Origin of the sequence: Pseudomonas sp. NFX224 (genome assembly GCF_048565165.1) — a bacterium.
Taxonomy (GTDB): Bacteria; Pseudomonadota; Gammaproteobacteria; order Pseudomonadales; family Pseudomonadaceae; genus Aquipseudomonas.
This window is the reverse complement of record NZ_CP183416.1, coordinates 5,969,467-5,990,966: the sequence shown is the minus strand read 5'-3', so window position 1 is coordinate 5,990,966 and position 21,500 is coordinate 5,969,467. Positions and strand designations below refer to the sequence as shown.

The window sequence follows — 21,500 nt, the reverse complement described above, 5'->3', positions numbered from 1 at the left end:
TCTCATTTATATTTGCCGTCGTACTGCCTCGCCTCGGGTCTTTCATGCCTTTCGACTCGACCAAACCTTCGCTGGTCAGCACGCTGGTGCGTCATTAAGACGAACGGGGCGACCGTGTTCGTCGGCGCTTTGGTGATCGTGGTTTTGCTCGCGAAGTGGTACACGATGTCTGCGTGCAACTGCTGGAAAAACGCGAAAAGGAAGGCGTGCACAAAATCCATGAACCTCCCCAAGTTGAAGTGGCCGCACGCAGGGGTATTTCCTTGAAGGCAGTGGAAAAACATCTGCGTCCGGGAATGGCCGCCTGCCACGCAGTGCTGGCTGAGACGGAGCATGCCCTATGAGTCAGTCGCCCACCCCAACGCCGCGCAAACCGCGCAAGACACTCAGCGCGACGATCTTGCTGGTGCTGCTCGGCGCAGGGCTGGTGTGGCTCGATCCGGCCTACCAGAGCGAGCAGTTCCATACCGTGATTGGCGAGCGTCGGGGGGTGAAACTGGTCGACGGCAGCCGCATGACCCTGGACAGCGACAGCCGCGCCACAGTCGCCTGGCATCTACGCTCACGGCGTGTGCAACTGCAAGCCGGGCAGGCGCTGTTCGATGTGTCCAAGACGCTTGTGCGTCCTTTCCGGGTCGACGCCGGTGGCGCACAAGTCAACGTGTTGGGCACGCTGTTCAGTGTCAGTCATCTTGAGGATGCGGTGCGGGTGACGCTGGTACGCGGTGCCGTTAACGTGAACGACACAACGGCAGCCAAACACAGCGTTCAACTCGTGCCGGGGCAGCAGGTCGATGTGCGACAGCATCTGCTGCAACAGCCCATCGCCGTCGACACCGACGCGGCGATTGCCTGGAAGGACAGTCGATTGATTTTCGAACGCACGCCACTGGCCGATGCCCTGATGCAGATTCAGCGCTACCGCAAGCAGGCTATTATCCTTGATGATCCCAGCCTCGCCAGCCTGCCGATCAGCGGCGTGTTCGATAGCCGCAACGTCGAGGACTTGCTCAAGCTTTTGCCGAGCATTGTGCCAGTCAGCCTCAACAGCGAATTCGATGGCACCCTTCATGTGCGGCGCAACGCGACGAAAAAATAATTGTCGAGGGAGGAATGGGGGTCGGCAACCGGCACCTCAGCGTTCGCTGACGCAGGGACTCAACTATCGTTTCTGACGCAGGCTTAGCGAAAAACCGGCGATGGCAGTCAATAACGGCCATCGCCGGGCAATTAATACTGGCGATTTTCCAATTAAAACCTACTCTTTTCGCGGAGAGCTCAATGCATTGGAAGCATCGCCAGGGGATCGCTTTATGGGTGTCAAAAGACCACTGAGAACAACAGTCCTTCCCACCTTTACACTGCTTACCTTGTGCTGCCAGAACGCTTTCGCGGGCGGCATCATGCTTTACGAAATCGGCACCGATAACGTCGGCCTGGCCAACGCGGGGGCCGCCGCCAGGGCTCAGGGCCCTTCGACCATTGCCAGCAATCCGGCAGGCATGAGTTACCTGCCGGGCACGCAAATCACCGGCGGCTTGCAGGTCCTCTACGGCAACCTCAAATTCAATCGCGACGACGACACCAACGTGCCGGGCAGCGGCAGTGGCGGCGCCCTTGACCCAATGCCCGGCGCCAGTTTTTTCGTCAGCCATGAACTGGACGATCACTGGAGCGTCGGCTTTGGCCAGTACGGCGATTTCGGCCTGGCCGTCAATTACGACAACGATTGGTCCGGACGCTACTTCGCGCAGAATTCCAGCCTGCTCGGGTTGTCGATGGTGCCCAGCGTGGCGTATCGCTTCAATGAACAATGGTCGGTGGGCGTTGGCGTAAAAGCCATGTACGGCATGTTGCAAGCGCAAACGGCCATCGATCGCTCGCCGTTCGGCCTGACCGATCGGGGTGACGGTCAGTACAAGTACAAGGACAATGACTGGGGGTTCGGCGCCAACGTGGGCGTCATCTATGCCCCACAGCCCGGCACCCGTATCGGCCTGACCTATACCAGCAAGATCGATCTGGAGTTCGAGGACGGTCTTGACGTCAAGGGCGACGGTCCCTTGCTGCAACGCCTGGACGGTGCAAAGACCGAACTGGATATCACCGTGCCCCAAACACTCACCTTGAGTCTGTTCCAGCAACTGGACCCGCGATGGGCGCTGCTCGCGTCCGTCAACTGGCAAGACTGGTCAGAGTTCGGCCAGATCGCAGCGCAAATCGACACCTCGGCCTCCGATGCCCGATCGACCACGTTGGATGCCAACTTCAAGGACACCTGGCACCTCTCGCTAGGCGCGCAGTACCAGGCTACACCGCAATGGCTGTGGAACGTCGGCGTGGCTTACGACAGCAGCGCCGTGTCGGATAGCGATCGCACCGTGACCGTTCCCATGGCCGAAACCTGGCGTCTGGCAACAGGGGCCACTTATGCGCTGAACAAGGACACAGATGTCAACGTCAGTTGGGCCATGATCTGGATGGGCGACATGCCTGTGGACCAGACCAAATCCCTATCAGGTAACCGCATTTCCGGCCAGTTCGACAATGCCTGGATTCAAACAGTGACCGGCAACATGACCTGGCGTTTCTGATTTTCCGCGATAAAAAACGACTTTTCCCAAGGAGTACACCGCACTATGAACCTGTCCCGAAACTTGCTAATCGGCGTCGCATTGTCCGGGCTACTGCTCGGTGGCTGCACCTCGAAAGTGACCGAGAAAGAGCAGTACTCCGGCTACCTGTCCAACTACAACAACCTGCAGGAAGTCGAAACGCCCAGCGGCGGAACCACCATGCGTTGGGTAAGCCCGGCGTGGAACCCGCATGCCTACGACACCGTAGCGTTCACCCGTCTGGAAATGTACCCGGCGCCCAAACCCAATGAGCGGGTCAACCAACAGACGCTGACCGACATTCAGAACTACATGACCAACAAGGCCAAGAGCACACTGGGCCAGCACTATCAGGTCGTTTCCAGCCCGAGCGCGGCGCCGGCGGGCGCAAAAACCCTGGTCATGCGTGCAGCGATTACCGGCGTAAGCGCCTCGCCTGAGGGCATGCACTGGTATGAAGTGGTGCCAATCGCCGCGGTCGTGGGCGGTGTTTCCGCAGCCACCGGTATCAGGGACGAAGACACCGAACTGTATATCGAGGCCGAGTTCATCGACGCGAAAAACAACCAGACCATGGCCAAGGTAGTCCGCAAGGTGTTCGGTACAACACTGGACAATGACAAACAGAAAATCACTGCCCAGGACTTCAAGGCAGCGATCGACAAGCTGGGCTCTGACTTCCAGGCGTTCATGAAGTAATCGAGGACGTGTAGCCGCTGGCTTCGCCAGCGGCTACAAAATCGGACCATCACGTCTTCTTCATCCCCACCCGCCGACGCATCTGCGCAGTAATCGTCTGCCGGGTTTTCTTCAGCTCCGCCCACGGCCCGTCGCCCACTTCGGCCAGGCGCTCATGCACGTTGTGTATGTTCCACTGATTGCCGCCCTTGAGCTCGGCCACCTCCTCACGATAAATCGGCACCGACACCGGCAGCCCTTCGCGGGTGCGTGCGGCATAGGCACAGACGGTCGTGGCGCCCAACCCGTTGCGCAGGTAATCGATGAAAATCCGCCCCACCCGGTTCTTCGGCCCCGACACCGCGGAAAAACGCTCCGGCAGCATCTTCGCCATGTGACTGACAATGGCGTGGCTGAAATCCTTGACCTCTTCCCAGCCGAGCTTGCGGGTCAGCGGCACCACCAGGTGAATGCCCTTGCCGCCGCTGGTTTTGAGAAAGGCCTTGAGCCCCAGTTCATCGAGCACCGTCAGGGTCAACTGCGTGGCCTCGATCATGCGTTTCCACGGTAGCGCCGGGTCCGGGTCGAGATCGAGGACGAAGCGATCGGGCTTGTCGAGATTGCCCGAGGTGGCGTTCCAGGTGTGCAGTTCCACCGTGCTCATCTGCACCGCGCCGACCAGCGCTTCGGCGTTGTTGATCACCATCATTGGCTGGCCTGTGAGCTTCTGGTCCAGCGTGGTGATGCCGGGGATCGCTAGGCGCTCGGCGTTTTTCTGGAAAAACAATTCGCCGCCAATGCCGTCCGGCGCACGCACCAGCGCCACCGGGCGATCCTTGAGCTGCGGCAAAATCCACTCGGCAACGCTGGCGTAGTACTCCGCCAGTTGCACTTTGGTGGTGCCGCTCGTGACGTCGATCACCCGGTCCGGGTGAGTGATCCGCACCTTTCCCTGATCCAGGCCGATCTGCGAAGGCGCCGTTTCAGCTTTCTTTTTCGCCGTGGATGGCTTGGCGGTTGGCTTTTTCGCGGAGGTGGTTTTCATGTCGGTTGCACGCTCCTCAGTGATGTCCTTGGCAGGCTTGTCGTCACGCAGGCCATGGAACACCGCATGTCGCACCGACCCGTCCTTGGTCATTTCGGCAAAAGCCACTTCGGCCAGAAGCTCGGATTTGAGCCAGTGCACGCCCTTGAGCTCGACACCACTGGGCGGGTTGACCACCGTCGGTTTTTTGGTCTGCAAGGGTTTGAGTTGCGCATGGATGCTGCCCAGGGTGGCCTCGGTGAAGCCGGTGCCGACCTTGCCGGCGTAGCGTAATTCACCACTGTCGCGGTCATGCAGGCCCAACAGCAACGCACCGAACGCACTGCGTGAGCCCTTGGGATCGGTGAAACCGACAATCACGAATTCCTGTCGATGCTTGCACTTGAGTTTGATCCAGTCGCTGCTGCGCCGGGACACGTAAGGCGTGCCCAGGCGTTTGCCGATCAACCCTTCCATGCGCATCTGGCAGGCGCTGTTGAGCAAGGCTTCCGGGTCTTCGCCGAAGGCTTCGGAAAAACGCAGCAACGGGTCTTTGCCGGTTTTGAGCACGGTCGCCAGCGCGGCCCGTCGCTCTTCGACCGGCACTTCACGCAAATCCACGCCGTTGAGGTACGGCAGATCGAACAGGTAATAAAGAATGCTGCCGCTGCGGCCGACGTCGAACGCATTTTGCAGGGCCTGAAAATCCGGTACGCCCTCTTCATCCGTCACCACCATCTCACCGTCGAGCCACGCCGATTCAAGGCCCAGGCCGGCCAATGCCTTGGCCTGACCGGGCAACTTGTGAGTCCAGTCATGGCCATTGCGCGTGAAGAGTTTGACCTCGTCGTGGTCGATGCGCGCCATGATCCGATAGCCGTCGAACTTGACCTCGTAGCTCCACGATCCGTCGGGTGCTTTTTCCACCAGCGTCGCCAGTTGCGGTTTGATCTGCTGAGGCAGTCTGGCTTTGTGCGCGCCGGTCAGGGGCGTGGATTTATTCATGTATCACCTGCGGTTCGCTGCAGGGTGCCGAATCAGCATGTCCCTTCCTCAGCAGAGCGAACGGCGCGCAGAAAAATTCCATCGGCATCGAAACTGCCCGGACAGACGGCCCGGTGGCGGGCTTGCAAGCGCATAACATCAGCACCACCGCGAAGATGATCGGCGTGGTGTCCGATCCTCGCGGCGGGCAGTTTTTTACGGCGATGGATCAGTTCAAGGTGCCCGAAGATCTACCGCGGATATTTGAAGTGGCCGAGCGTTTTGGTGTGACGTTTCTGGTGCCGAAACCACAGGGTTCTTAATCTGGTCATACAGCCCCGCCCTTGGCCTGCTGCTCCAGATGCACCTGCAAATCCGGCTCGATTTGCAGCGCCGCCGCCAATTCATCCAGATAGCTGCGCTCGGCATCCTGCTGATCGTCCACCAGCATCACGCTCGCCAGGTACATTTCGGCAGCCATGCCAGGGTCAGTCGCCGACTGCGCCACGTCGGCGGGGTCCAGCGGTTTGGCGACTTCATCGTCCAGCCACTGCTGCAATTGCGGGTCATCGGTATGGCGGGCGATTTCTGCATTGATCAGCTGTTTTTCAGCGTCGTCAAACCGGCCATCAGCCTTGGCCGCCGCAATCAATGCACGCAGGATCGCATGGCTGTGTTCCTCGATTTCCGGCCCGGCCAACATATCTACCGTGCGCATCGCCTGTTGCGGCGCCTGCTGTTGCTGCGAGGCCTGACTGCGTTGCCACGCCTGATACGCCTGGAACGCCATCATCCCCAGTGACGCGAGCGCGGCATAGTTGGTGCCGCCACCGGAACGTGGTTGCGGTGCACCGCCCATCGGCGAACCGCCACCGAGCAGGCCGCCGAGCAAACCACCCAAGCCCCCCATTCCACCGCCCCCGCCACTGCTGGCGCCGCCACCGCCACCGAGCAGGCCACCGAGCAACCCGCCCAGGTCACCGAGGCCCCCTTGAGCCGACGCCCCACCGCCGCCCTGTTGCGACATCGAGCCCTGGCCGGCCCGCAGTAATTGTTCGAGCAGATCGCTGGTGTTCATGACGACGTCCTCATCGAAGGGAGTGATCCGTCAGGCAACGATAGACCTCGCCGGTAATTGCGCCACCACCGTTTGGCTGACACACCGCAGATTAATCCGCGGTATTTCTTTATGGCCCAGCTAAGATTCATAGGTGGTGAACCTTATTCCCGGATACCCGGTCGATACCTGCAACCCGAACCGGTTTGCCGCCGCCCGCCAGATGAGGGCGATGACTGGCTTGCTTCACTTTCTGGAGAACGCCCCCGTGATTTCAACTCTACACATCGCCAGGCTCAAAGCATGGGGTGCCCATGGTTTTACCGCGACCGGCGTGGTCACCGCCTTCCTCGCCACCCTCGCCCTGCTCGATAACCAGCCCACCAGTTGCCTGCTGTGGCTGGGCGTGGCCCTGATCGTCGACGGTCTCGACGGCGCATTGGCGCGTAAGGTCAATGTGCAGTCGGTGTTGCCAAGTTTCGACGGTTCGATCCTCGACCTGGTGATCGATTACCTGACGTATGTATTCATTCCGGCGCTGTTCATCTATCGCTATATCCCGCTGCCGGACTACACGCTGCTGCTGACGGTGTCGTTGATTCTGGTGTCGTCGCTGTTCTGCTTCTGCAACGTCAACATGAAAAGCAAAGACAACTACTTCCAGGGCTTCCCCGCCGCGTGGAACGTGGTTGCGCTGTGCCTGTACATCATCGCGCCCTCTCCATGGATCACTTTTCTCACCGTGATCGGCCTGGCCCTGCTGACGCTGACCCGGATGAAATTCCTGCACCCGTTCCGCGTGCGTCGCTTCATGCCGATCAACATTGCCGTGACCGCCATCTGGCTGCTGTGCAGTCTGTCACTGGTGATCAATCATCCAGTGATCAACCCGCTGGTGATGGGCCTGTGGCTGCTGATGTCGGCGTACTTCCTGGGGATCTGCTTCTGGCGCACGGCGCTGGAGTGGTTCGATGGATCGCGGATGAAATGAACCCACCCGATCTGCTGGCGGCTGGCTGAGTGATTGCCATCACGCGATCCCTGTAGGAGCGATGCTTTAACGCCGTGTGATCACCACCTCCAGGTATTCACTCGGCACCACCAGCGACTTGTCTCCCGCCCGGTTCGAACGGTTGATCAGATCCGCCAGATCATTTTCCAGGGCCAGGGCGCTTTCCGGTGGCAGCGCCGCGAATGCCTTGTGCACCGGACCGTACCAGGTGCGGAAGGTGTCGATGAAATGCGCTGTGGAGCGATAACGGAAGTTGAAGGTCTTGCGCGTCACCTGGACCAGGAAGTTTCGCTCGTCGAAATGCGTGTGCAACCAGGCTTCGGTGCCCCACTGCGAGGGCGGTTGCGCGCCGGGCGGTGGCGGCATGTGCCGGCCGAGGGTCTTGAACATCTGGCCGACGAAACCTTCCGGTGTCCAGTTGGCCAGGCCGATCCGGCCGCCTGGCCGACAAACCCGCGCCAGCTCCGCCGCAGCCTTGGGCTGGTCCGGGGTGAACATCACGCCGAAAGTCGAAAGCACGGCGTCGAAACTGGCATCGTCAAAAGGCAGCGCTTCGGCATCGGCCACTTGAAAAGTCACGTTGAGGCGCTCTGCCCTCGCCCGGTCTTCGCCGCGTTCGAGCAGTGCGGCCACATAGTCGGTCGAGGTCACCAGGCAACCCCGGCGCGCAGCGGCCAGTGTGGCATTGCCGTTGCCGGCGGCGACGTCCAGCACTTGCTCATCGCACAGCAGGTCGCAGGCTTCGGCCAGTTGCTCGCCGACAATCTGCAAGGTCGTGCCGATCACGGCATAGTCGCCACTGGCCCAAGCGGCCATCTGACGGTTTTTCAAGGCAGTAAGATCAATGGGTGTACTCATGGAGACGATCTCTGGGTTGAAACACGGATCAGTTACCGGCGCACACTTACTCCGCCGTGGTGGGATCGATGATGTTCATGACCTGGGAAACGCGATTGGCCGGAAAACCACTTAGCCGGGCATGTTCCTGGATCTGTTCTTCGCTTGGCGCGATGTACACGCAGTAGAGCTTGTCACCAGTGACATAACTATGCAGCCACTGCACCTCCGGCAAATCGCGCAAGGTCCTGCAGGACTTTTGCGAAGCGGCTTTCAAATCCCTTTCTGACAGTGTTCCAGCACCTGGAATCTCGCGTTCTATGACGAACTTAGGCATGGCAACCTCTCATTCTTGTTATTGATGACAGGGTCGGCAGACCCTGTGCGCCAACTATCGCGCCGCGAGACGACGGCGTCCTGCCCGATCGTCGGCCAGCACTGTCCGATCGTCCGGCGGTTTCACGCATTGCTACAACAGGCTCACAATCGAGAACATCCATCCGCACGGGAAAACCACCATGGATGCCCTGTCACAGACCCTGCGTGTCGTTCGCCTGGTCGGCGCGATTTTCATCAACGCCCGGTTCACCGCGCCTTGGTGCTATCAGTCGCCGAGTGCCGACACCGCTGCGCCCTTTCTGGAGCCGAACGCCGAGCGGGTGGTGATTTTTCATTTAATCACTGAGGGCGAGTGTTACGTCGAACTGGGGGATGACCCGCCGCTGCTGTTGAGTGCCGGAGACGTTGTGGTATTTCCCCAAGGCGATGCCCATCGCATGAGTTCCCAGCCCGGACTGACACCGGCCAGCGGCGGACGGCTGGACAAGGTGCTGGCGCGCCGGCCACGGCAGTTGAGCTATGGCGGTGGCGGCGCCGTCACGCGGCTTGTGTGCGGTTATCTGGCGTGCGATACGCGGTTGGCGGGGATGTTGCTGACCGGACTGCCGCCGGTGGTGCGGGTCAATGTGCGCGGTTCGAATGCCGGTATCTGGCTGGAATCTTCGGTGCGTTACGCCTTGGCCGAAGCCCGCTCGCCCAGACCAGGTGGCGAAGGCGTGTTGGCCAAACTGGCCGAGGTGTTGTTCATCGAAGTGCTGCGCCTGTACATGCACGAACACGGCAAGGGCCGCACCGGGTGGCTGGCGGGCGTGAGCGACCGGATCGTCGGCGCCGCCCTCAACGCCTTGCACAAGAAACCCTGCCACACCTGGACCCTGGATGAACTGGCGCGCACCGCCGGCACCTCCCGATCCGTCCTGGCGGAACGCTTTCAACAATTGGTCGGGGTTTCGCCGATGCAGTACCTGACGCAATGGCGCATGTTGCTGGCGGCCAACCTGTTACGCAGCAGTAACAGCTCCTTGATCCGCATTGCCGAAGAGGTGGGTTACCAGACCGATACGGCGTTCAGCCGAGCGTTTCGTCGCGAGTATGGGGCGCCGCCAGCGGCGTGGCGGCGGTGTCAGGCGGCTACTTCTTCAGCCGCACCCTGAAATCAAGAGGACGCTGATGGGCATTTAGGAATGGCCCTACAGCCCAGGATTGAACTTGCCACTAGTGTGCGGTTTCTCGACGAAAGTAAGGATACTTTGCTCATGTGTGGCTGCCCTGCCTGCAATCCCCGACCGCCGACCCCGGCGGACAAGCGTCGCCAGGAAGGGGACATTCTGCGCCATGAACAAGCGATGGCTCGCGATGAAGCCCGATGCAATCAAAGCCCCCCGACTCCCGAAGCCAAGCCGAAAACCAAAGGCTGCGTGTTCGCCAAATCCTGTGACTTGCCGGACGGCTTGATCAACTACAGCAACCCCAGCGGATTCATTCCTGTTGAACTGTTGACGCAGTACGGTGATTTCGCCATGTTGGGCAGCGATTCGGTAAACGAGTCGCTGGCGTGGATTGGTGGCTCCAGCAGCGCCAAGACTCGCGCTCGGCTTCATGTTGAACGCCTGCCGGATAACTCTGCGCGCTCATACGGGTTCTACACCGGCAAAGACAAGGACTGGGAGAATGTACCGGTCGTTGCGGCCACTGCTGATGGAGCGCGGTTTGTCATTGAACTTGGACAAGGCACCAAATTAATCTTGTCGCCTGGCACCACGGCACCAATGCCGGTCCTGAGAGACGCTCAGCCGCTTCCACCCGTATGGGTGTATCCGCCTTCGGACATCGCGAAAAAAATGCTGGACAACCCAGTCCATCCGCCGGCCTATCAGGATTTGGTGGTGTGGTTTCCTGAAACTGATATCCCGCCCTTCTACATCTCCTTCTGCATTCCGAAAACCTGCCCGCATCCGGACATGATGGAGGAGTTGGCGCAATACATTGCCGGGGAGATGAATCGCAATATCCATGATCCGGCCGTGCTGGAGATGAAGCAGTTGATCCACTGTGACCCTATAGCAGAGGCAAAAAAATGGCCCACAGAAAGTATCTGTGGGCCTTTTTAGCATTATGCAGATGGAGCGGTGGCCTTCGCCTCCTCCAACAACTGCTGAATCACCTTCTCCTGAGTGTCATAGCTCCCTTCACCAAAGTGCGTGTACCGCACCTGGCCTTTCGCATCAATGATGTAATGCGCAGGCCAGTACTGATTGTCGAAGTTGCGCCAGATTGCGTAGTTGTTGTCGATCGCCACCGGGTAGGTGATGCCGTATTCCTTCACCTTGTCCTTGACGTTGTCGATGATGCGTTCGAAGCCGTACTCAGGGGTGTGCACACCGATCACCACCAGGCCATCCTTCTCGTACTTCTTCGCCCAATCCTTGACGTACGGCAGGGTGTGTTTGCAGTTGATGCAGTCGAAGGTCCAGAAGTCCACCAGCACGACTTTGCCTCTGAGCGACGCGTTGGTCAGCTCCGGCGAGTTGAGCCATTGCACGGCGCCGTTCAGCGCAGGCATGGCGCCCTGGGCGTTGTCCATGGAATCGGCCTTGACCTTGCTGACGAAGTAGTCGACGACTTTCGGTACCGTTTCCAGCACGCCCTTCTCGACACTGCTGACACCTTGCGACGAGGTGCCGGCGAGCAACACGCTATCGGCGCCAGTGGAGATCACCGCCGCACCCGCCAACACCGCAACACCCGCGCCACGACGCAGCCAGCCAGTGACCGGAATCGACGGTTTCAAGCGATTGACCAAGCGGCGACCGGTGAAGATCAGTACGCCCAGCGACAACGCACTGCCCAGACCGTAAGCCACCAGCAACAGGCTGGTACCGGCGTTCGCGCCTTGCAGCATGGCGCCGGTGAGGATTACGCCGAGGATCGGCCCGGCGCATGGCGCCCACAGCAGGCCGGTGGCGACGCCGATCATCAGCGATTTCAACGGGCCGGACGCTTTGCGGCTGTTCGGGTCCAGGCGATTACCCAGCACCACGAACGGACGCGCCAGCCAGTCACCGACCCGGGCGGAAATCAGCGACAGGGCAAACAGCACCATCACGATCAGGGCCACATGGCGGCCGGCGTTGCTCGCTTGAATCACCCACTCGCTGCTGACCACGGCCAGACTGGCGACCAAGGCAAACGTCAGGGCCATGCCGCTGAGGGTCAGCAGGATCGATGAGCGTGTGCGGTCGGCACCGGCAAACAGGAACGGCACGACCGGCAGGATGCACGGACTGAGGACGGTCAATATGCCGCCCAGGAAAGCGATGAGAAACATAGGATCACCTGTTACGAATGAGAGGGCGACATACATTCCCTGTAGGAGCGAGCCTGCTCGCGATGAGTCCAGTACAGTCAACATTGCTGTCGGCTGATATCCGCCATCGCCAGCAGGCTGGCTCCCACAGGGGTTTGGTACCGACATCGCTGGACTCAGTTGTCCGAATTGCAGCTGTCGGAAAGCTTGCGGTAGTCCAGGACCTGGGTTTTGCTTTGCGAGTCGAGGTAGGTCAACTGCGCATCCACCACCCCGCAAGAAGGCGCGGCGTCCTGTTTCAGCGACACCACTTTCTGGATGTCCAGTTGCGTGCCGTAGGTGTAGGGTTTGGCGCTGACATCCGCTTCGGCGCGGGCCGACAAGGTGCAGATGTTCAGGGCGGCAAACAGGCAAGCGGCGTAGATGGCTTTGGTGTTCATGGCGGTTTCCTCAAGGTTTGAATAGGTCAATCGTTCGTTGGGTAGAGGCAGCTGGGCTTGCCTCGATGGAACCTATTTAAAGCTTGCGAGGTATCCGGCATGTGTCGGGAACAGGCGCGGGTAAATCGGTACGTATCAGAACCGGGTCGGGATACAGAGCGATACAAACCCCCTGGGAAATCGCTTTTTTACGTCGGTGTGTATCCACCGACAAGCCAGATACACTGCAATACAAACCCCTGCGGGCGAGCGGGAAAAGGCTCGATAGACTGTGCGACATCCCCCACTTACAGAGGCAAGTCCCCATGGAGCACGTCGATCACATTCTCATCGTTGATGATGACCGCGAGATCCGCGAACTGGTGGGCAACTACCTGAAGAAGAACGGCCTGCGCACCACGGTCGTGGCGGACGGTCGGCAGATGCGCACGTTCCTTGAATCCACACCGGTGGACCTGATCGTGCTGGACATCATGATGCCGGGCGACGACGGCCTGATGCTCTGCCGCGAGCTGCGCTCGGGCAAACACAAGGCGACCCCAGTATTGATGCTGACCGCGCGCAACGATGAAACCGACCGCATCATCGGCCTGGAAATGGGTGCCGACGATTACCTGGTCAAACCTTTCGCCGCCCGCGAACTGCTGGCGCGGATCAACGCGGTACTGCGCCGTACGCGGATGTTGCCGCCCAACCTGGTGGTCACCGAAAGCAGTCGACTGCTGGCCTTCGGGCGCTGGCAGCTGGACACCTCGGCCCGGCACCTGCTTGACGGCGACGGCACCATGGTGGCCTTGAGCGGCGCGGAATACCGTCTGCTGCGGGTGTTCCTCGATCACCCGCAGCGGGTGCTCAACCGTGACCAGTTGCTCAACCTGACCCAGGGCCGTGACGCCGACCTGTTCGATCGCTCCATCGACTTGTTGGTGAGTCGCCTGCGCCAGCGCCTGCTGGACGACGCCCGTGAACCGGCCTACATCAAGACCGTGCGCAGCGAGGGCTATGTGTTTTCGCTGCCGGTGGAAATCGTAGGGGCGCCCGCATGAACCTGTCGATGCGTTGGCCGCGCACCCTGGCTTCGCGACTGTCACTGATTTTTTTGATCGGCCTGATCCTTGCCCAGGCGCTGTCCTTCGGCGCGCAGTACTACGAGCGCTATGAAAGCGCGAAAAACACCATGCTCGGCAACCTGGAAACTGACATCTCGACCTCCATTGCCATTCTTGACCGTTTGCCGGTCGACGAGCGGGCCAGTTGGCTACAACAGCTGGAGCGACGCAATTACCGGTATCTGCTCGATGAAGGTTCGCCGGGTACGCCAATGGGCATGGACATGCCCGAAGCGCCCATCGCGATGGCTTCGATCAAGGACGCTATCGGCAAGGATTACCCGATGACCTTCACTGACATTCCGGGGCCGAGGAAGCACTTTCAGGTGCACTTGAAACTGTCGGACGGCAGCCCACTGACCATCGATGTGCGACCTTCGATGCAGCCGCTGTCACCTTGGTTACCGATTGTATTGCTCGGGCAATTGGCGCTGATGATCGCCTGCACCTGGCTGGCCGTGCGGATCGCTATTCGCCCCCTCACCCGCCTCGCCGAAGCCGTGGACACCCTCGACCCCAACACCCATCCGGTGCTGCTGGACGAAAAAGGCCCGACCGAAGTAGCCCATGCGGCCAAGGCCTTCAATGCCATGCAGGCGCGCATCGCCGCCTACCTCAAAGAACGCATGCAATTGTTGGCGGCGATTTCCCATGACCTGCAAACGCCGATCACCCGGATGAAACTGCGCGCCGAGTTCATGGACGACTGCGTGGAAAAAGACAAACTGTGGAACGACCTCGGCGAGATGGAACATCTGGTGCGCGAAGGCGTGGCCTATGCCCGCAGCGTGCATGGCGCCACCGAAGAAAGCCGTCGCACCGACCTGGATTCCTTCCTCGACAGCCTGGTGTTCGACTATCAGGACGTGGGCAAGGAAGTGCAGCTGAGTGGCAAAAGCGCCACCGTCATCGACACCCGCCCCCATGCCTTGCGACGGGTACTGGTGAACCTGACCGACAACGCCCTCAAGTTCGCCGGTGCCGCCGAGTTGCTGGTGGAAAAGAAAGTCGATGGCAGCGTTTCGGTGAAGGTCATGGATCGTGGTCCGGGGATCGCCGAAGCGGAACTGGCCCAGGTCATGGAGCCGTTCTACCGCGTGGAAAATTCGCGTAACCGCAGCACTGGCGGCACAGGGTTGGGGTTGGCGATTGCGCAGCAACTGGCGTTGGCGATCGGGGGATCGTTGACGTTGAGTAATCGTGAAGGCGGAGGTTTGTGCGCCGAGCTGACACTGAAGAAACCATAACCGCCAAACCGTGAGCTGGTAGCCGCTGGGCAAGCCTGCGTTCGGCTGCGAAGCAGTCGTGAATCCTGCGCAGCGGATACATCGATAACGGTGTCGCCGCACCGATCTTCTTTCACCTGACGCGGTATTTCTTTTGCGCCCAATAAACAGCTGACACTCGGTGCCAGGCTCAATGAAGCGCCTGACCATTCGTCACTACTGGCATATCTGACAGTAGCGAGTGCCCTCCGAATCCTGTGGGATATCCCTCTCCACAGGATTCGGGAAGACGCCATGGACCTGCATCAATCGATGTCCCGCTTGTGCACGCGGCTGGCCCCCGGCGGCTGGCACTCTTTACTGCTGGCTCATGGCCTGGACATCACGGCAGTCCCCCTTGGCGCCGAACTGATCAAACCGCTGACAATCGACCGCCGCCTGCGCGGATTCGAAGATTTCGCCAGCGCCGGCCACCGGGCGATTGAACCGGCCCAGCCGGCTTGCAGCCTGCTCTATCACGCGTTGGCCTCACCTGAGGTGACCCACGACGAGCGCGGCCAACCGTTGCGACTGTTCCCCACGCCGGCCGAAATTGAAACCGTGCTCAATTATGTTTATGCCGCCAGCCGCTCTTCACTTGAGCGTCTACGCAAACAGGCTGGGGGCAGGCCCCTGGGTGTGGTGGTGTTTGCCAGCGAATACCGCAACGCCGCCGAAACCGTGCACGGTGAACACGCCGACCTGTGCTTCTCGCGCACCGGCGTCGCCCGGGTGGGTACTGCTCCCTGTCGCTACGATGCGCAACTGCGTTGCTTTCTGCCATTTGTCGACAACGACCCGTACGGCATCCGGATCATGCCGGTGCGGTACAGCGCCTACATCGCCATGCAACACAAGGGTGATCCCGAAAGCTTTGGGCCGATGGACGCTCAGTCAGGGGATACAGAACTGGATTTCTGGGTGCCGTTGCACAAATTGTTCAACGGTTCGCAATGCCTGGCCGGGATGGACCTGACGCTGGACATGGACAACCACCAGATCAACGAGAAATTGCGCCACATCCATCTGCGCCACAGCGGAACCGGCTGGCAGGAGCCGCAAATCAGCCAGCCGCCCTTTGTCGTTACCGAAAATCTCGCACACTGGGCAACCCCGGAGGATATGGGCCTTGGCCTGCTGCTGCCACAAGACCAGCCAAAACTGGTGGAAGCAGCCAGCCACGAGGGGCAGCCGTTGTCTTTCTGGATGCCGTCCGGCACCGGGGGCATGGTGCACGGTCGACACAGTCTGGATGAGGACGGTCGCTTCGAGGATCTGAACGATCGAGAGGGTGTCGCGGAACGGGTCAAACAAGGGGGTTATCGGGCACTGCACTATCACGACAGTACTGCCGATGGCTGGGTCCGCGCACGGTGCCCGGCCCTGCAGAAATTGTTGCCTTCGATAGCAGCGTACTCGGTCATTGGCGCACCGGATTTCTTTCCGTTGTGCAATCAGCGGCAACTTTTGCACTGGGCAAATACAGAACCCGCCCTGCCTGATCCGCACATCTGGCATGCCCGACTGGAGGCGTTGTCGAATGTTCGCTACTGCGCAAACCCGAGCCTGAAAGACCAGCCGTTTTCGGCAGAAGACCTCGGCGTCACGGCCATTGTGGCATTGCCGCGCTGGGCCAAATCCAAGTCATCACCCTCAAAAAAACACACCCACGTTGACCGCCCTTCTTCGTTGCCGGACGCCGCAGCGGGGATCTTCGGCCCCGGCTGGGAAGTCGGTCGATATCCGCCCATGGGCGGACCTTTTTCCCTGTCTGGCTACCAGATGGCCAGCCCTTTTACCGAAGACGTGCGCATTTGCGCGGCGCTGGGTTCCTACTGGCCAGGTGTGGCGCCGGACTCTGCCCGAACCTTTGAGCCGCGATCGAGCCTGCACAGCATTATCCCGCTAACCGATGAAGAAATCGGACAACACGGGGCAACGTCCTGGGACGATCAGCAAGGGCCACAACTGATCTCGCACGAAGGACGGACGATCGTTCGCTACCGCGCCTACGAATACACCGACTACACCCAAGTGGCCCTCGACGGACGTTTTTCCCTGCAACTGACCGGGCGCATCACTCAGCGGCAATACCAGGACCGGGTACTCTCGATGCTCCGCGTGTACAACGTGCTCGAGGCGGGAACCGACCCCGTTCAGCGCAACAATTGGCCATTGTTGTCATTTCGCCTGGTGCAGCGACCGGACGCCGAACTCGACACTGCCGAGCAACAAGCCGGGCTGTCGCTCAATGGCTGGATCCATCGCTTCCACGTGTACAAACGCGGCAGCAACTGGACCCCGGCGACTGATTTCAAACTGCGCTACGTCAACATCGAACGCCTGGTAAGCCTGCTGGTCAGTGAACGAGCGATCCTGGTCAAGTACGGAGAACTACCTTGGCAGATCGCGCTTGAAACCCTTTGACGCACTGGTGATCGGCGCAGGCCCGGCGGGTTGTGCAACGGCGATCAGTTGCGCGCAGCGCGGCTTGCGCGTGGCGCTGGTGGAGCGTCAGAGATTTCCTCGGTTTCGTCCTGGCGAAAGCCTGCATCCAGCCATTGAACCGTTGCTGGAACAGCTCGGCGTTGCGCATATATGTTCATCAGGCGCGGTACGTTTTTCCGGCCAGTGGGTGCACTGGGATGGTCCGCCGCGCTTCATTGGTTTTGGCGGTGACGCCGCCGGGCTGTGGCAGGGATTTCAGATCGCCAGAACCTCACTGGACAGCGCATTGTTGCAGCGTGCCGCAGCGCTCGGCGTCAGCATATTGCAGCCGTGTCAGGCCAAGCGCCTGCTCACCCACGACCGCCGGGTGATGGGCGTGGAAACCGACAAAGGCCCATTGTTGAGCGCCTATGTGGTCGATGCCAGCGGTGTTGCGAGCTGGTTGAACCGCCAATCCCGACTGACGGTCCGGCGTTGTTCACCGCTGCTGGTGGCCCGGTATGGTTATCTGATTGGCAACCTTGAGACTTATGCGCACGCGCCACGCCTGCAGGCCGATGCCCACGGCTGGACGTGGGTGGCACAAGTCGAGAGTCATCGCCTGCACTGGACGCGCCTGTCTTTCAGCGAAGGCGCGTCCACGCCCCGAACCGTGCCTGAAGCCTTGTGCGGCTTGCCTCAGTCAGACCCGGTGCTGGGCGCCGACGTGTCCTGGCGTCTCAGCACTCAAACGGCCGGTGCAGGCTATTTCATGGTGGGCGATGCGGCGAGCCTGCTCGACCCGGCCGCGTCCCACGGCGTACTCAAGGCGTTGATGAGCGGCATGCAGGCTGCGCAAGCCGTGTTCGACTGCCTGCAACAGCCTTCCATCCAGTACTCGGCACACGCGCAATACAACCGCTGGATCAACGATTGGTTTGAACGTGATCTGGCGCAGATGCGTCATTTCTACGCCACTCATCCTTATCCGCCAGACTGGATTCAGTCATGGACATAAAAGCAAGCCTTGCTTAAACGACAAACCGCGCCACCAGCGCATTCAAATCTACCGCCAGACGCGACAGCTCATGAGTGGCCGTGCTGGTCTGGTTGGCACCGGCGGCGGACTGCGTGGCCAGGTCGCGGATGTTCACCAGGTTGCGGTCGACTTCGCGGGACACCTGCGCCTGTTCCTCCGAGGCACTGGCGATCACCAGGTTGCGTTCGTTGATCAAATGGATCGACTGGGTGATCTGCTCCAGCGCCACACCGGCGGCGCGGGCCAGTTCCAGGGTGCTTTGGGTGCGTTGATTGCTTTGCTGCATCGACGCCACCGCTTCACCGGTGCCGTTCTGGATGCCAGCGACCATCTTCTCGATTTCCTGGGTCGATTGCGCCGTGCGATGGGCCAGTGCCCGAACCTCGTCCGCCACCACGGCAAAACCACGGCCGGCTTCACCGGCACGGGCCGCTTCAATGGCCGCGTTCAGCGCCAGGAGGTTGGTTTGCTCGGCGATGGCGCGGATCACGTCCAGCACTTTGCCGATGTCACGTCCCTGAGCCGCCAGGCCTTCGATCATCAGCGAGGTGTTGTGCACGTCGTGGGTCATGGTCTGGATCGCGTCGACGGTTTGCACCACCCGGTCTCGACCCTCACGGGCGGCCTGGGTCGACTGGTTCGAGGCTTCGGATGTCGACACCGCATTGCGCGCCACTTCTTCCACGGCGGCGGTCATTTCGTTGACGGCGGTGGCGGCCTGTTCGATTTCGTTGTTCTGTTGCTGCAGGCCGCGGGACGCGTCCTGAGTTACCGCGCTGAGCTCTTCGGCGGCGGTGCCCAGTTGCGTGGCGGAACCGGCGATCTGTTCGATGGTTTTGCGCAGGCTGGCCTGCATCGTGGCCAAGGCGCCAAGCAAGCGCGCCGGTTCATCCTTGCCATCGACTTCGATGGCTTTGCTCAGATTGCCTTCGGCGATGGTTTGCGCGGCCTGCACGGCGCGGTTTAACGGTGTGACGATGCTGCGGGTCAAGAGCCAGGCCAGCAGGATGGTCATCAACGCTGCGATCACGGCGACTGCAACGATGCCGGTGATGGCGCTGCTATAGTTCTCGCCCGCTTCAGCCGAGGCGGCTTTCGCATAGTCGGTATTGAGTGCCACCAGCTTGTTGAGCTGTTCGCCCATCTGGTCGGTGCCATCCTTGATCCGCGTGTTGATCAGCGCGCGCATTTCATCAATCTTGTTCTGCCGCGACAACGCCAGCATCTGCTCCTGGGCTTGCATGTAGCTGTCCAGGGTGGCCGTGAATGTCTTGTACAGCAACGCCTCTTCGGGTTGGCTCGGCAATGCGGCATAACTGGCTTGGGCACTGCGCAGCTTGTCGACCAGCACGCCGACACGCACCTGGGCTTCCTGCAACGCGGCAGGGTCACGGTTGACCAGTATCCGGAATGAGAGAATCCGCATACGCAGCACGTTTTCCGTCATGTTGCCGAGAAAACCGACGCTGGGCAGTTGCGTCGTTTCCATGTCCAGCGAGGCCTGGCGAATGACGGTCATGCGATTCACTGCAAATACACCCAGCACGATGACCAGCAAGGCAATGAAGGTAAAACCCAGGAAAGCTCGAGGCGCTATGCTCAGATTACGCAGTGACATAGGATGATTCTCAGGTGGTTTAGGCGGCGAGCATCCTTGCCGGGATCACTGAAAGGCTGGCTCAGAGGCGCACCGTTTCAGCCTGGCGCCACTGTTGTAATAAGTTTGTGCGCGCCTATTCGTTGTATCGGCCAGGCTTGAGTTTTATTGCGGAGATTTAGCAAATAATTTTCAACGGGTTAAGGCTGTTTCAGTGGTGAGACATGTGGGACGAACGTGCACTGCTTCACTTCCTAAATGGATAACGCTCTTTTGCACCCTTAACCTTTCCGTGCCTAACATCACCAGCTGGTCGAATTGCAGTGTGAACGCGCACCCTCGTTATTTTTTCATTAAACTTATGGCCCGCAACATAATCCCGGCACAACTCTTCTTTAAATAGTTTTTGTTTTATTCTAGATAGTCTCACATTCGGATTTCACTAGTAGCGACTTCAGCTCCAGCTCAACCTCTTGCGGGTTCGAGTTTATTATTTCGCGAATAGCTGGAGCATATTTTTCTATCCGCACTTCAGCCCAATCAAGCTCATAGATAGCGATTATGCGAGAATCCAAGCATGAGGACTCCAACAGTATTAGTTTTAAAACATCAATGACCTCTGGCGAGCGGCACTCTCCCAGGGAAACAATACAACGTTGCTGCCAATACTCAGGTTTACTTAGAATTGCCGATGGAATTATGGCCCAGTCCTCAGCGACAAAATCGGCCAATACGACTTTAGCCACAAGCTCACTGGAGTAGACGGTCCAATTAGATTTTTCTGACTCACCAATCCAAGCCTCCAGCTTCTCAAATAGATTGGTCTCTTTTTCAGAGTTGATGGCTTACCTCCGGTTGATAGGATGAGGTGATGTGGCCGCTTTGCCTGCTGCCGGGCAATGTTCCGATCCAGCAATGCCTCACACAACTGTTGCAGTAGCAACTAGAGATCGGTGATCTGCTACGTCGACATCGACAGCTTCTAACCCTTCAACGACATCTACGACTACGACCGTGGCGATAAAGTCCTACTCTGCTTGGCGCAATGCCTGAACGACTGCGTAGACCCTTCCCGCGACTTCGTCGGCCATATCGGCGGCGACGATTTCCTGCTGGTGCTCGCTCCGGAAGGTCGCAGGCCAAGCACCACGCGAAGAATGTGCCGAGGTACAGCGACGTACGCAACTTTCCCGAACGACATCCCCCCTGTGGGAGCGTGGCTTGCCCGCGAAGAAGCCCGGGCATGCAACGCGGCCCGCAGCAAGCATATCCAGCACATCAACATCTAAAGCGAACAGGTAAACCCTCTAGAACTTATCTCGCGAACTTCGCAGCGCTGGTTTAGAGCTATGGCTACCAAGTTGATTGATCTTCCAAGCTTGCTTTTTGCAAATCGTCTTTCCACACCACCGTTGCCAAGCGGTAAATGTTTTCAAAGAAAGCTCTAGTATTTTCCATTTCGTCCCACCCATCAGGAAATGATGAGTATTCTTCAGGATCATATCTCAACAATGACTGGAAATCATAGTTTTCGTTCCGAAGAGCCTCATCCAAACATTTAACAATCAAATATTTGTGCCGATATGATTTCCTTGTGGGCAAGCAGTATTTAAGTATTATTTCCTCTCTATCGATCGGATTATTAGGATCAAGTTTTTCCAGCTCTTCCCCTAGCGTTTCTTCACGATCATAGATATCAACCCCCCCCAAAAAAAATGAAGGCGTTGGTCGAAATGGCTGTCCATCATCTATATCAATAAACATTTCTCT

At 59.4% G+C, this 21,500-nt stretch carries 17 protein-coding genes and 4 pseudogenes; 13 read left to right on the top strand and 8 right to left on the bottom strand.

Annotated features, from left to right (window positions below; all coding sequences use genetic code 11):
• Positions 1-44: 44 nt before the first annotated feature.
• From ACNYC6_RS27425 to ACNYC6_RS27410, 4 genes and pseudogenes are all read left to right on the top strand, one after another.
• Positions 45-344 (top strand): annotated as a pseudogene (locus ACNYC6_RS27425) (hypothetical protein).
• Positions 341-1,099 (top strand): FecR family protein, encoded by a 759-nt coding sequence (locus tag ACNYC6_RS27420; protein ID WP_419710039.1) that lies wholly within the window; start codon positions 341-343, stop codon positions 1,097-1,099. Before ACNYC6_RS27425 ends, ACNYC6_RS27420 begins: the two are co-directional and overlap by 4 nt.
• Before the next feature lie 214 nt (positions 1,100-1,313).
• On the top strand, positions 1,314-2,594 hold the full coding sequence (locus ACNYC6_RS27415) for an OmpP1/FadL family transporter (protein WP_419710038.1): 1,281 nt from the start codon (positions 1,314-1,316) through the stop codon (positions 2,592-2,594).
• A 45-nt stretch (positions 2,595-2,639) separates the two neighbouring features.
• Positions 2,640-3,314, top strand: a complete 675-nt coding sequence (locus tag ACNYC6_RS27410; protein WP_419710037.1) for a DUF3313 domain-containing protein — start codon at positions 2,640-2,642, stop codon at positions 3,312-3,314.
• Positions 3,315-3,363: 49 nt separating this feature from the next.
• On the opposite strand, the pseudogene ligD reads toward ACNYC6_RS27410, so the two are convergent.
• A pseudogene (gene ligD / locus ACNYC6_RS27405) lies at positions 3,364-5,316 on the bottom strand (DNA ligase D); the annotation flags it as partial.
• A 140-nt stretch (positions 5,317-5,456) separates the two neighbouring features.
• On the opposite strand from ligD, the pseudogene ACNYC6_RS27400 reads away from it, so the two are divergent.
• Positions 5,457-5,624, top strand: a pseudogene (locus ACNYC6_RS27400) (cupin domain-containing protein); the annotation flags it as partial.
• 5 nt (positions 5,625-5,629) lie between these two features.
• Here ACNYC6_RS27400 and ACNYC6_RS27395 read toward each other — a convergent pair.
• On the bottom strand, positions 5,630-6,379 hold the full coding sequence (locus ACNYC6_RS27395; RefSeq protein WP_419710036.1) for a tellurite resistance TerB family protein: 750 nt from the start codon (positions 6,377-6,379) through the stop codon (positions 5,630-5,632).
• A 247-nt stretch (positions 6,380-6,626) separates the two neighbouring features.
• On the opposite strand from ACNYC6_RS27395, the gene pcsA reads away from it, so the two are divergent.
• A complete protein-coding gene (gene pcsA / locus ACNYC6_RS27390) occupies positions 6,627-7,349 on the top strand; it encodes a phosphatidylcholine synthase (RefSeq protein ID WP_419710035.1) in 723 nt (240 codons plus the stop codon).
• A gap of 66 nt (positions 7,350-7,415) precedes the next feature.
• Here pcsA and ACNYC6_RS27385 read toward each other — a convergent pair whose 3' ends face one another.
• Both ACNYC6_RS27385 and ACNYC6_RS27380 read right to left on the bottom strand, forming a co-directional pair.
• On the bottom strand, positions 7,416-8,228 hold the full coding sequence (locus ACNYC6_RS27385) for a class I SAM-dependent methyltransferase (protein WP_419710034.1): 813 nt from the start codon (positions 8,226-8,228) through the stop codon (positions 7,416-7,418).
• Between the two features lie 46 nt (positions 8,229-8,274).
• Complete coding sequence (locus ACNYC6_RS27380; protein ID WP_419710033.1) at positions 8,275-8,544, bottom strand: DUF4242 domain-containing protein; 270 nt, start codon at positions 8,542-8,544, stop codon at positions 8,275-8,277.
• Positions 8,545-8,725: 181 nt separating this feature from the next.
• Between ACNYC6_RS27380 and ACNYC6_RS27375 the strand changes: the two genes are divergently transcribed.
• A complete protein-coding gene (locus ACNYC6_RS27375) occupies positions 8,726-9,700 on the top strand; it encodes an AraC family transcriptional regulator (protein ID WP_419710032.1) in 975 nt (324 codons plus the stop codon).
• A gap of 192 nt (positions 9,701-9,892) precedes the next feature.
• Complete coding sequence (locus ACNYC6_RS27370; protein ID WP_419710031.1) at positions 9,893-10,657, top strand: S-type pyocin domain-containing protein; 765 nt, start codon at positions 9,893-9,895, stop codon at positions 10,655-10,657.
• Positions 10,658-10,659: 2 nt separating this feature from the next.
• Here ACNYC6_RS27370 and ACNYC6_RS27365 read toward each other — a convergent pair whose 3' ends face one another.
• Positions 10,660-11,874, bottom strand: a complete 1,215-nt coding sequence (locus ACNYC6_RS27365; RefSeq protein WP_419710030.1) for a cytochrome c biogenesis protein DipZ — start codon at positions 11,872-11,874, stop codon at positions 10,660-10,662.
• A gap of 155 nt (positions 11,875-12,029) precedes the next feature.
• Positions 12,030-12,293: a DUF2790 domain-containing protein gene (locus ACNYC6_RS27360; RefSeq protein ID WP_419710029.1), complete on the bottom strand. Its 264-nt coding sequence runs from the start codon at positions 12,291-12,293 to the stop codon at positions 12,030-12,032.
• Between the two features lie 305 nt (positions 12,294-12,598).
• Between ACNYC6_RS27360 and ACNYC6_RS27355 the strand changes: the two genes are divergently transcribed.
• The 4 genes from ACNYC6_RS27355 (at position 12,599) to ACNYC6_RS27340 (ending at position 18,112) form a co-directional block, all read left to right on the top strand.
• Positions 12,599-13,339 (top strand): response regulator, encoded by a 741-nt coding sequence (locus tag ACNYC6_RS27355; protein WP_056856876.1) that lies wholly within the window; start codon positions 12,599-12,601, stop codon positions 13,337-13,339.
• Positions 13,336-14,649 (top strand): ATP-binding protein, encoded by a 1,314-nt coding sequence (locus ACNYC6_RS27350; protein ID WP_419710028.1) that lies wholly within the window; start codon positions 13,336-13,338, stop codon positions 14,647-14,649. Before ACNYC6_RS27355 ends, ACNYC6_RS27350 begins: the two co-directional genes overlap by 4 nt.
• 273 nt (positions 14,650-14,922) lie before the next feature.
• Positions 14,923-17,094, top strand: coding sequence for a hypothetical protein (locus ACNYC6_RS27345; RefSeq protein ID WP_419710027.1), 2,172 nt, complete (start codon positions 14,923-14,925; stop codon positions 17,092-17,094).
• Positions 17,081-18,112, top strand: a complete 1,032-nt coding sequence (locus tag ACNYC6_RS27340; RefSeq protein ID WP_419710026.1) for an NAD(P)/FAD-dependent oxidoreductase — start codon at positions 17,081-17,083, stop codon at positions 18,110-18,112. The genes ACNYC6_RS27345 and ACNYC6_RS27340 overlap by 14 nt, the downstream gene beginning before the upstream one ends.
• Positions 18,113-18,125: 13 nt before the next feature.
• Here ACNYC6_RS27340 and ACNYC6_RS27335 read toward each other — a convergent pair whose 3' ends face one another.
• Complete coding sequence (locus tag ACNYC6_RS27335) at positions 18,126-19,751, bottom strand: methyl-accepting chemotaxis protein (protein WP_419710025.1); 1,626 nt, start codon at positions 19,749-19,751, stop codon at positions 18,126-18,128.
• Between the two features lie 856 nt (positions 19,752-20,607).
• Between ACNYC6_RS27335 and ACNYC6_RS27330 the strand changes: the two are divergent.
• Positions 20,608-20,869 (top strand): annotated as a pseudogene (locus ACNYC6_RS27330) (diguanylate cyclase domain-containing protein); the annotation flags it as partial.
• A gap of 214 nt (positions 20,870-21,083) precedes the next feature.
• On the opposite strand, the gene ACNYC6_RS27325 reads toward ACNYC6_RS27330, so the two are convergent.
• Positions 21,084-21,494: a hypothetical protein gene (locus ACNYC6_RS27325; RefSeq protein ID WP_419710024.1), complete on the bottom strand. Its 411-nt coding sequence runs from the start codon at positions 21,492-21,494 to the stop codon at positions 21,084-21,086.
• Positions 21,495-21,500 lie beyond the last annotated feature (6 nt).